This is a genomic window from Bacillus cereus group sp. BfR-BA-01356, from assembly GCF_022663635.1.
Classification (GTDB): Bacteria; Bacillota; Bacilli; order Bacillales; family Bacillaceae_G; genus Bacillus_A; species Bacillus_A cereus.
Genome location: NZ_JAKUFX010000164.1, coordinates 1 through 11,116 on the forward strand (window position 1 = coordinate 1; position 11,116 = coordinate 11,116).

Below are 11,116 nucleotides of genomic sequence, written 5' to 3' on the forward strand. Positions count from 1 at the left end.
TATCTAGAAATATCTTGAGACGTCCAAGTATTTTCTTTATTACTGGACTCTTATTAGAGAGTAAAACTAAGCCTGAGATAGGGCTTAAATATTAATATACGAGGGGAATGGTACATGTATAACTGTAATCAATGTGGAACAGAAATGATTATGCAATTACAAGATAGATATAGAGAATATTGTCCCAAATGTGAAGAGCTTAAACCAAATAACTTGGTATACTATAATCTATATGAATTACTAGATTATATGGAAGCGAATCACTACATGAGTAAGGAAAATATGCTACTTAATTTTTTGAAATGGGAGTTTGATTTAACGAAAGGGAATATATTCAAGTTATATCTAGACATAGATAAATATGATCAATCCAATGATGAGGATTTTACAAGACAATTAGAGGACTATATGAAGGGAATTCGATTAAAATTAAATGTTAAATATGAAGATAATTATATTTGGATTAAGGTTAATTAGATGGAATTCCAGATGTAATGAATTTTGTTTTAAAGAGATAGTAAGTAATTGAGAGGGGATTAATAATGATGGAAGATTTGCAAAATGCAGTAATAAAATTTCGAGATGAGAGAAATTGGGGGCAGTTTCATAATGCGAAGGATCTAGCAATCTCGTTAAATTTAGAAGCATCAGAGTTGCTTGAGGCTTTTCAATGGAAGTCTAGTGAAGAAGCAACAGAGACGAAAATGCAGGAGATAAAAGAAGAAATGGCGGATGTAATGATTTATTTACTTATGCTAAGTGATAAATTAAATATTGATCTAGAAGAAGTAGTACATGCTAAGTTGGTAAAGAATGCAGAGAAATATCCTGTAGAAAAAGCATTTGGAAGTAATAAAAAATATAACGAACTGTAAAGCGATAATCGTTTTACAGTTTTTTGAAATGGTTATGAGAAAGCAGATGGTTGAGATCATGATTTGGATGTATGGATTGTATTCTAAAGGTATGCAATCTACACATCCTCAAATATTCTTAAAATTAAAAAGTAGGGAGTTATTCAAATGCTATCATTTGCAGCAAAATTATCTTCATTTTACATAATTAAAAAGAAGCGAAAAGAATTTGAGCAAGGTTGTATCAGAGATCCTAAAATAGATGGAATACCAGTAGTTTATATTCAACGAGATAAAAAGAATTTATATGTAGGTAAGTCCACAGATATTTATGGCCGTTTCATTGCACATTTAAATGATGAAGATAAAACATTCAAGGAAGTTATTGTGATAAAGAGTGATTTATTTAATGAAAGCTCAATTAAACATATTGAAACATTATTAATTGAATATTTATTAGCGGATGAAAAATTTAACTTACTGAATAAAGTCAGAGGACAAAAAATTCATTCCTATAATGGAATTGAAAATGTTGAAAATATGTTTGGAGAAATTTGGGCTCAATTAATGAAAGAAGGTATAGCTAGTGAGAATTTAGGTGAGATACATAATAAATTTATTTATAAATATTCACCATTTAAAGAGTTATCGGCAAATCAAATTGAGGTTTGCAAATACATTTTTAATACAATGCTTACTACATCAAATAGTCGACATTTGATTACAGGGGACCCGGGTACCGGTAAAACAATTGTATTAACAAATATCTTATATGCGCTTGCTTATGACGATAAAACTGGTAAAGCACGTGAGGGGCAGTCTCATGAAGACATTGCACTTATTGTCCCACAAAATCATTCTTTAAATTTATATAAGAGTTTAATGAAAAAACTAGGTTTACAAGGTATTACAGTACTTTCACCTTCATTATTTATTAAGAAAGCAAAAAATAGAGGATCTAAATATAAATATGTTTTTGTAGATGAAGCTCATCGTCTGAAACAATATTTTGGTAAACAAGCACGTGATTTAAAACATTTAGTTACTGATGATGGTTATACAAACGAGTTGGAATTAATAGAAACATTTGCATATCATTTAACAATAGTTTATGATCCATACCAAACGATTCGACCAGCAGATATAGATACAGATGCATTCCAACGGTTGACAGCGAATTATAAGAGGCATCCCTTACATAAACAATTCCGTTTAAAATCTGGAGATCAATATCTAGCATGGCTTCGTAAATATTTACAAATAGCAAATAATGTTGGAGTGTATGAAGAAGGGTTATTGCAGGGCTATGACTTTAAGGTAATGGACTCTATTACAGAATTAAATGAATCTATGAAAATGTTAAATGAAAAACATGAATTATGTCGTGTAGTCGCAGGTTATTCTTGGGAATGGATTACACAAAAGGATAAAAATCACTATGATATAAAAGATCCCGTTACAGGTGAGACATTCAAATGGAACTCAAAGGTAAAAGGTTGGATTAACTTTGAGAATAGTATAGAGGAAATAGGATGTATACATACTACACAAGGTGCGGATTTAAATTATGTTGGAGTGATTTTAGGAGCTGAAATTGATTGTGATTACGCAGGTGAAGAAAATGGAGACTATGATTTAAATAAGGCTAAGATTGTAGTGAATCCAAAAGAATATAAAGATCGAAACGGTCTTCCAATTAAGGGAACAGATATAAATAATGAGGAGTTAACATCCTATATTAAACGTATTTATTATGTATTATTATCTCGCGGAATAAATGGATGTTATGTCTATGCAGTAAATCAAAATATGCAAAGATATTTAAAGGAGATAGCAAAAGTAAGTCAATAATTATGAAAAGGGGTTACCTTTAATGCGGTAGTCCCTGCCAATTAGATGGCATTTAATAAGTATTTAAAAAGCCTTACTACACACAAATTGTAGTAAGGCTCTTATTATCTCTATAGAAATAAGGATTAGAAAATAACTTATCCCCTCGGAAGAAAAAAGACTTTATTTTAACTTCCCTATTGATAGGTTAACACGATAATTCCCATATTTTAATAGTCGCCCTAGAAAGTTATCCAATTCTTCATTAGAAGAAAAATGTGTTTTTAATAAATAACATCCTTCACCACTTACACGATGTACTTCAGATATTTCTTCTTCTTTTTGAAAGAAGTTCATAAACTCTTGATGATTAGCTGATGTGACAAACAAAGTAACAAATGCAGTCACTGTTTGTCCTAGTTTGATTCGGTTTATTGCGATTGTATATTGTTCAATAATCCCTAAATCCTCTAATCTCCTAATTCGATTTCCTACAGCCTGCCCAGTCATATGTATTTTTTGACCTAGTTCTTTCCATTGTATTCTTGAGTTTTCTCCTAATAATTTCAGTATCTCAAAATCTGTTTGATCAATAATATAAACCAATCCTTTCATCGTGAAAGTAGAAAAGCAGAAAGTGTTTCGCCAACTTATTCAGCTTATCGATACAATTCACTATACTAAGTTTATCCTCTTACATCGCATTGTTTATCAGTTATATTTACTTATAACACAGAGGACGCAACAAAAAAATACATCTAGATTTAAAGGAGGTTACAAATATGTTATTACAAGATATTTTATCGTTCAATGAAAAATTTGTAGAAAATAAGAAATACGCCCCCCGTGAAGCAACAAAAATGCCTAAGAAACGTATGGTTGTTGTTTCTTGCATGGATGCTCGTTTAATTGAGCTACTTCCAAAAGCTTTAGATATACACGATGGAGATGCAAAAGTTATCAGAAATGCAGGTGGTAAGATTGCTTCTCCTTTCGATAGTGTTATGCAAAGTGTTGTAGCATCAGTATATGATCTAAATGCAGATGAAATCTTTCTTATCGGACACCATAGATGTGGTGCAAGCCAAACTAATCCCAAAGGAACACTTCAAAAAATATTAGATCGTGGAGTAGCTTCACCAGAAATTTTAGCAGCAATTGAATATGCTGGTGTTGACCTTGAAAAATGGCTATTTGGATTCGATGATATCTGTGATTCGACTCAAGCTAATGTTGATTTAGTAAGAAATCATCCACTTATTCCAAAAGATGTTCCTGTACATGGTTTAGTTATTGATCCTCACACAGGTAAATTAGATGTAGTAGTTGATGGATATAAAACATTAAATGGTATGAAACATTAATCATTACTTAAATGAAGGGAAGTTATTAAATATGAATAGACAAGAAGCTACGCAAAAAATTATGGAAGCAAAAATCGCAAAAGGATTAACATGGGAAGAAATTTCAAAAGTAAGTGAAAACTCTGAGACTTGGGTTGTAACAGCATTATTAGGGCAGGCTACAATGACACGTCCGGAGGCAGAAAAAATCGGTAAACTATTAGAATTAGATGAAGAAGTAGTTCAGGCATTAACAGTAGTTCCACTTAGAGGTCAAGTAATGCAAATGCCTCCTACAGACCCAATCTTATATCGATTATATGAAATGATGTTACAATACGCACCAACTCTTAGAGAATTAATATTAGAAAAAGCTGGAGAAGGTGTAATGAGTGCAATCAACTTCAATCTAGGTGTGGATACACAAGAAGATCCAAAAGGTGGCGATCCTCGTATCGTTATTACACTTAACGGGAAATTCTTACCGTTCCGTACTTGGTAATTAATTAAAAATCTATCTATATAATTAAAATGATTTTATAGAGTTACAAAATCCATCCTTTTTAATTTAACTGTATAGAAAGGATGGATTTTTACTATGAGATTCTTTTTCGGTAAAGGAGAATAATATGAATAAAAAATACTTTAATACAAGCTTTAATATTCTACAGTGGTTTGTTTTTTTATTAGCAAATGCAATTGCATTGCCTATCATTATTGGTGGCATATTCCATTTATCAGTAGAAGATATTTCAACATTAATGCAGCGAACTTTTTTAGTCGTGGGAATAAGTTCATTTATACAAGCATGGTTTGGGCATCGCTATCCCATAGCGGATGGTCCAGCCGGTTCATGGGTAAGTATATTTGTCATACTGGGACAAGTTGCTATGCATCAGGGACAAAGTGCAAAAGACGTGTTGCAACTTTTAGAAGGTGGGTTAATTATTGCAGGTATATTACTCTTCGTTCTTGGTATAACAGGTCTTGTTCATCGAATCTTACGTTTATTTACTCCTTTAGTTACAGGGACATTTCTTTTAATTTTAGCACTTCAACTTAGTGGTGTGTTACTAAAAGGAATGATGGGATTACAAGGATCTGCAACTCATCCTGATTATCCAACAGCTACTATTGCGCTCTTTGTTTTTGCCCTTATTACTTTCTTATCAATTAAAGAGACAGGATGGATGAAAAGGTACGCTGTGTTACTTGGAATTTCATGTGGTTGGCTTTTGTATGCTCTTTTAGGAAAATCATCTTATATGCCTTCACACACAACGCTAGTTAAGTTACCAGATATATTTGCTTGGGGCACACCTAGATTGGATATTGGAATGACCCTAACTGCAACTTTATTTACATTTCTTTTAGTTGCAAATACAATTGCGGCTATTTCAGCTGTAAAACAAGTAGCTCCCTTATCTAAAGAAAATGAAAAGCAAACACTGAACCGTGGTGTATGGGTCGGAGGTATATCACATATTATCTCGTCGTTGTTTTCTACAATGGGTATTGTACCATTACCTGCATCAGCAGGATTTATTCAATTAACAGGACAAAGAAAAGTGAAGTCATTCCTTATAGCAAGTCTTATATTAGCAGGAATTTCTTTTGTTCCCTCAATCGTAAGCTTTATATCCTTGCTTCCAGGCCCTATTGCCAATGCTGCACTTTTAGCAACATTTGTCCAAGTAATAGGCATTTCATTTCAATCGATTTTACGCGAAGAATTAAATCAGCGCCAATTAACTATATTAGGAATTACATTATTAATGAGTTTAGGAATAATGTTTCTTCCAGAAAGCGCATTTAGTGGCATTCCTTCTTCCTTACAATATGTTTTAAGGAATGGATTGCTCGTGGGTACCGTCATTGTCATTTTATTGGAACAGTTTTGGAAAGAGTAAAGTATTTATAGGCTTTTTCATTTAGAAGAAAATAAAGAATGAAAATCAGCATTTGGAAATATTTTAAAATATCTTGATATAAATATATGTATTTTGTAATATATAGGTATATTGTTAGTTTATTTGATTCCGTTCATTCCCACACCTTATGTGTTGTGGTTGAGTTGTAGAAGTAAGTTTTTTTCTTACTTTAATTTTGAAAGGGCTTCTTTGAGCCGATTAGTGTAATTAGCTTATTTTGCTATGCACAATTAATCGACTTGAGGAGGCCTTTTTTTGTTTGGGTTTAAACAGGTATAAATATATATTTCTGTATAAAACAACAGATTAAGATAGGAAATTTATATAGGGGGAGAAAACATATGAGTAATTGATTTGTTTATCAGGGAAATTGGAGGGATATGTAGTTTTTTTACGTTAAATGTATACACGGATATATGAAACTGTGATTGTAAAATAGATACATAATAGATTTACGAATCGCAGCAAAAATAATTATATGGAAGTTTTGTAGACGACATAAATGTACTCATTATAAGAAGGATGAATAGAATTTTACTGTGAATTTTAATAAAAAACGTATCAATTGATACGTTTTTTATTGTAATTCTAGTAAATATGAGGTACGATTTGAAAGGGGAAAGAATTTTAATGCATATTAGCTTTCAAAATAGGGAGACAAAAAAGCACACTAATTTTACAATCGGGGAGATTGAGCAGTACATATTAGAGTTTAAAAAATTAATTAAAAATAATCGATTTACGGTTTCTCGAAATGAAAAAAGGAAAGAGAATAGTGAATTTTTAGAGGCTAATAAGATTAACGCTAGTAAAGTGAAAGAGATTCTTCTTAATATAAGAGTACGTGATTTTTGTTATGCAGTTGATAATAAAAATCCAAATTTTGCTCATGAAAAATTGTATATCTTTTGTCCACAATATGAGTTAGATAATTGGGGACAAAAGAAGTCGGTAGACATATATATTAAGATGAATCTAATTGAAAATAAGGACAGGAACAAATACATGATTGTTGTTTCTTTTCATAAAAGGAATAAACCAGTCACTTATCTTTTTAGGTAAAGATAAGTGACTAATGGTTTTAGAATGAGGGAGGATTTTTATGTTGGTTTTATGTGAGTTTTGTCGAGATATGGTAAAGTATTCTACTAAAGATGTTTCAAAAGTGACAGTCATTAGAGGGAAGCAATATCATTATGTAGGTAAAGAAGCAAATTGCGAGGAGTGTAAATCTGAAATATTTGTTCCTAACATTCATGATTATAATTTAGAACAATTAGATCATGCCTATAGACAACAGGAACAGTTAGTTACTATTTCTGAAATAAGAGAGGTTTTAGAAAAATATAAGATTGGAAAACGTCCATTGTCTTTACTTTTAGGTTGGGGAGAGGTTACCCTAACAAGGTATGTAAATGGAGATATTCCGACGAAGCAGTACTCGGATATATTGAAAAGATTAGGTAGAGATCAATCTTTTATGCTAGATATTTTGGAAAGAAATAAAGATTTAATTACTCAAAAAGCATATAGAGTCTCTAAAGAAGCAATCGCAAAGCTACAGGAAAATGATGATATTCCTTCTACGCAGACTACGAAAATCGAGGAAGTTGCTAACTATTTGCTATATAAAAATGATGATATTACTCCTTTAGCTCTTCAAAAGCTGTTATACTATGCGCAAGGATTTTGTAAGGTGTTTACTGGGACATATTTATTTGAAGATGATTGTGAAGTAGGAAGTCATGGCCCGGTATATCGAGTTATTTTTAATAAATATAAAGTATATCAGTACGACAATCTTGAAGTTAATTATGATAGTACAAATCAATTAACTCAAATAGAAAAGGAAATATTAGACTGTGTAATCAATACTTTAGGTTGTTATAGTGGGAAGAGTTTAGAAAAAATGATTCTATTTGACTTACCATGGGAAGTTACGCATCTAGAATTAGAAGATAATGATCCTGGTAAACCTATTATGGAAAAAGAAGAGATAGATAATTGCTTTAATACAATGAAACAGGCATATAATTTAGTTACAATTTCTGATATAAAGAAATATGGCATAAAAGCATTTGAAAATATAAACAATTCAATGTTGTAACTATATCATTTTTAATATGATTGATATATGAATTTTTTACTGTTAATCAGGCCTCTATAAAGGTATTAAAAGATAGTACTAATTACAAAGGGTTAGGATTGCAGAATATAAACATTATTAACACGATGTAAATATGCATATTAAATAAAAAGTAAAGTGGATTGATACATTATATGGTAAAATGATATATATGAAAACGTCTTATGAAGTAAATTTTACGCTTTGGACCTTTAGCTCAGCTGGTTAGAGCAAACGGCTCATAACCGTTCGGTCGTAGGTTCGAGTCCTACAAGGTCCACTTATAAACAAGGAGAAAGCACTCAAATGAGTGCTTTCTCCTTGTTTATAATAAATAAAGGGGATTGTGACATGAAAATAATTGATTTAGAGACAGAAAGAAAAAAGAAGGGAAAATTAATGGTAACTATTCCAATTATAGAACTAATATATGGAGAAAAAGGGGAAATTGAATTTAAAGTAGTGGGAAAAAAAGTTGTTCCGCAATCCATGTTAGAGAATTAAACTACTTTCAATTTCTATAGGCTGTAAGGTTGTTAAGTAGGAGATTTCTAAGTACGGAAACCTCGTGGATTTTGATTGATTATGCTATCCCTGTAGTTCCTAAGGCTAAGAGATGAGTTTTCTCCGTTAGTATGGGAGAAAAAGGAGAAAGGAAAGGACATAGCTATTGCGGTTTTAAATACGGGTTGCAATATTAATATAAAGACGTTATTCTTTCCTATGATTTCTCAGAAAGAATAACGCCTTTTTCATTTTAGAGAGTATTTTGTCTTGTTAGCTTGATAGCGATAGGGTAGCGCCATCAAAACGCAAATTTCGTACGCTAAGAGAATTTGGGAAGAGCTAAGGTTCTGATTCCCTTAAAGGACAAAACGAAGGAGAATTCCTAAAAATAAAGTTGTATTCATCTAGGAAAATTAATATGCTCTGAACTAAGAGGTAAGATATTTGCCAACCTTCTTCATATTTTTTGTAGCTGGAGTTAAATACAAAATATTACAGAAGTAGAGACAACATTGATAATTAGATTTAGCCCACTGGTGCGTTGTAACTAGTCTAATAGTAATCTTTCTCGAAGCTCACTGTATTATCGAAAAGAATTGCGCATGCTAATGCATTCATTGCTTATTCTTTAGTTTATTGAATATAATGATCCTATTTCTAAAATAGAAGGATGATAGGATCAATTACTTGTCACTTTAAATTTAATTAAAAAACAATTGTACTAACAGCATGTAGATAATTGTTCCACCTGCTATGGAGAGAAGCATTTGTCTCTTCCATATGTGAAGGATTATTACTACTCCTACTGAAATTAATTCTGGAGCACCATGATTGCCGGATAATAAGTTCAGATCCTTAAAACAGTAAATAACTAAAAGACTTATGACAGCTGAAGGTAGTACCTTACCGAGATACTGGACATATTGCGGAGTAGGTTTATCTGATGGGAACACTAAGAAGGGAAGGAACCTTGTAATCATTGTGCCTAAAACCACTATACCAACTGTTATAACTTGTTGCAGTAAACTCATTGTCACACGGAAACCTCCTCTATGTTCTCTATTGGTTTTTTTAGGATAGTAAGTACTAATAAAATCATAATCATTGCAGGAATTATGAAATTGTTTCCACCAAAAATAATTAGGCTAAATATCGATAATCCCAGTCCTACAAGAGCGCTATAATGCTTTTTCTCCCTCATCCATTGTTCAACAAAAATCACAACGAAAAGTGCTGTCATAACGAAATCTAGTCCTTTTGTATTGAACTGTACAAGGGAACCAAAAATACCACCAATTGCGGCTCCTATACCCCAATACAAATGATTAAGCAGTGTCACGAAGAACATAAACCAACCCTTATCAACACCTTTTGGAATATCAACAGTAGAATTAATAGAAAAAGATTCATCACATAGTCCAAAAATAAGATAAAACTGTTTCTTACCAGTTCCTTTATACTTATCTAGCATAGAAATACCATAAAATAAATGCCGTGCATTCACCATTAAAGTAAGAAAAAGTGCATGAATTGGATTAAAAGCAACCAGTAATAAATTAGCTGCAATAAATTCCATTGATCCTGCGAATATGATTAAACTCATTAGAATTGGATATATTGCACTGAAACCCAGAGAGTTCATGTAGATTCCATAAGCAATTCCTAAAAATACAAAACCAGCAAAAATAGGTATTGTATAAGGGAAAGCTGCACGGAATGCGATTCGTATTTGATTTCTATTTTTCATATTATTCACATCCTTAATCAAGAGCTTTATTGCATACAAATTTAACACATAAAATCCATACAATGAATAAGAAAATTGTATGGATTACAATTTTCTTTAGAGTAGTGTGTTATTCTAACTTTAAAATAATGCTGAGTTTATCTATAAAAATTTAATCGTAGAGGTGAAGCATGCCAGTAAATTCATTTGAAAATTACTCTATGTCTTGGAAACCTAATAAGGAACTATTAAAGCGTCCGTTTTATTCCTCTATTGCAGCACTACTTGAACATGATATTGTAAATGGTTTTTTAGCTCCAGGAACAAAATTGCCTCCACAACGAGAATTAGCGGATTTTTTAGATTTAAACTTTACAACAATTACCCGAGCTTACAAACTATGTGAAGTTAAAGGCCTAATTTACGCAATCACAGGGAGTGGAACTTTTGTAGCTCCTAATGCAACTCGTTCCATTACTATTTCTACAGAGGAAATCAGAAACTGCATTGATCTTGGATTAGTAGCATCATTTGAGCAAACTAATAGTATTGTCGCAGAGACTATTCAAAAGGTCGTAGATAAAAAGTATTTAGAGCAACTATTAAATTACAATGATCCAACTGGCCTTCCGCATCAAAAAACGGCAGGTCTCAATTGGATGAAGTCTTTTGGCATTAATGTGGATCAAGACCCATGCCCATCAACTTAAGAGTGAGCACAACCTGAGCTTTCGACTCATCGGATCAAAACATTCCTAAAATAAAAGCATACTCTTAAAAATAAGCATCTCAAATAAACC

At 31.9% G+C, this 11,116-nt stretch carries 12 protein-coding genes, 1 tRNA gene and 1 pseudogene; 11 read left to right on the forward strand and 3 right to left on the reverse strand.

Annotated elements, in window-relative coordinates; translation table 11 throughout:
- Positions 1–114 precede the first annotated feature (114 nt).
- From MR168_RS29850 to MR168_RS29860, 3 genes are all read left to right on the forward strand, one after another.
- Positions 115–477 (forward strand): hypothetical protein, encoded by a 363-nt coding sequence (locus MR168_RS29850; protein ID WP_065705238.1) that lies wholly within the window; start codon positions 115–117, stop codon positions 475–477.
- A 68-nt stretch (positions 478–545) separates the two neighbouring features.
- Positions 546–875: a nucleotide pyrophosphohydrolase gene (locus MR168_RS29855; protein WP_086411694.1), complete on the forward strand. Its 330-nt coding sequence runs from the start codon at positions 546–548 to the stop codon at positions 873–875.
- 147 nt (positions 876–1,022) lie between these two features.
- Complete coding sequence (locus tag MR168_RS29860; protein ID WP_076775793.1) at positions 1,023–2,705, forward strand: DUF2075 domain-containing protein; 1,683 nt, start codon at positions 1,023–1,025, stop codon at positions 2,703–2,705.
- Positions 2,706–2,867: 162 nt separating this feature from the next.
- Here MR168_RS29860 and MR168_RS29865 read toward each other — a convergent pair whose 3' ends face one another.
- Positions 2,868–3,299 (reverse strand): Lrp/AsnC family transcriptional regulator, encoded by a 432-nt coding sequence (locus MR168_RS29865; protein ID WP_000677475.1) that lies wholly within the window; start codon positions 3,297–3,299, stop codon positions 2,868–2,870.
- 167 nt (positions 3,300–3,466) lie between these two features.
- Between MR168_RS29865 and MR168_RS29870 the strand changes: the two genes are divergently transcribed.
- The 7 genes from MR168_RS29870 to MR168_RS29900 all read left to right on the forward strand — a co-directional run bounded on the left by MR168_RS29870 (position 3,467) and on the right by MR168_RS29900 (position 8,587).
- The gene (locus MR168_RS29870; RefSeq protein ID WP_000926479.1) at positions 3,467–4,048 is read left to right on the forward strand and encodes a beta-class carbonic anhydrase; all 582 of its coding nucleotides are present in this window, start codon (positions 3,467–3,469) and stop codon (positions 4,046–4,048) included.
- Between the two features lie 31 nt (positions 4,049–4,079).
- Complete coding sequence (gene cynS, locus MR168_RS29875; protein ID WP_001081567.1) at positions 4,080–4,529, forward strand: cyanase; 450 nt, start codon at positions 4,080–4,082, stop codon at positions 4,527–4,529.
- 127 nt (positions 4,530–4,656) lie between these two features.
- Positions 4,657–5,937 (forward strand): purine/pyrimidine permease, encoded by a 1,281-nt coding sequence (locus tag MR168_RS29880; RefSeq protein ID WP_086411684.1) that lies wholly within the window; start codon positions 4,657–4,659, stop codon positions 5,935–5,937.
- 651 nt (positions 5,938–6,588) lie between these two features.
- The gene (locus MR168_RS29885; RefSeq protein WP_174402593.1) at positions 6,589–7,020 is read left to right on the forward strand and encodes a hypothetical protein; all 432 of its coding nucleotides are present in this window, start codon (positions 6,589–6,591) and stop codon (positions 7,018–7,020) included.
- A 40-nt stretch (positions 7,021–7,060) separates the two neighbouring features.
- Positions 7,061–8,065, forward strand: coding sequence for a type II toxin-antitoxin system antitoxin SocA domain-containing protein (locus tag MR168_RS29890; RefSeq protein WP_000960608.1), 1,005 nt, complete (start codon positions 7,061–7,063; stop codon positions 8,063–8,065).
- A 224-nt stretch (positions 8,066–8,289) separates the two neighbouring features.
- A tRNA-Ile gene (locus MR168_RS29895) sits at positions 8,290–8,363 on the forward strand.
- Between the two features lie 71 nt (positions 8,364–8,434).
- Positions 8,435–8,587: a hypothetical protein gene (locus MR168_RS29900; RefSeq protein WP_000691090.1), complete on the forward strand. Its 153-nt coding sequence runs from the start codon at positions 8,435–8,437 to the stop codon at positions 8,585–8,587.
- Positions 8,588–9,291: 704 nt separating this feature from the next.
- Here the strand turns inward: MR168_RS29900 and MR168_RS29905 are convergent.
- Complete coding sequence (locus tag MR168_RS29905) at positions 9,292–9,627, reverse strand: branched-chain amino acid transporter permease (protein WP_000178819.1); 336 nt, start codon at positions 9,625–9,627, stop codon at positions 9,292–9,294.
- Complete coding sequence (gene azlC, locus MR168_RS29910; protein WP_242291703.1) at positions 9,624–10,337, reverse strand: azaleucine resistance protein AzlC; 714 nt, start codon at positions 10,335–10,337, stop codon at positions 9,624–9,626. Before azlC ends, MR168_RS29905 begins: the two co-directional genes overlap by 4 nt.
- 170 nt (positions 10,338–10,507) lie before the next feature.
- Between azlC and MR168_RS29915 the strand changes: the two are divergent.
- Positions 10,508–11,008: pseudogene (locus MR168_RS29915) on the forward strand (GntR family transcriptional regulator); the annotation flags it as partial.
- Positions 11,009–11,116 lie beyond the last annotated feature (108 nt).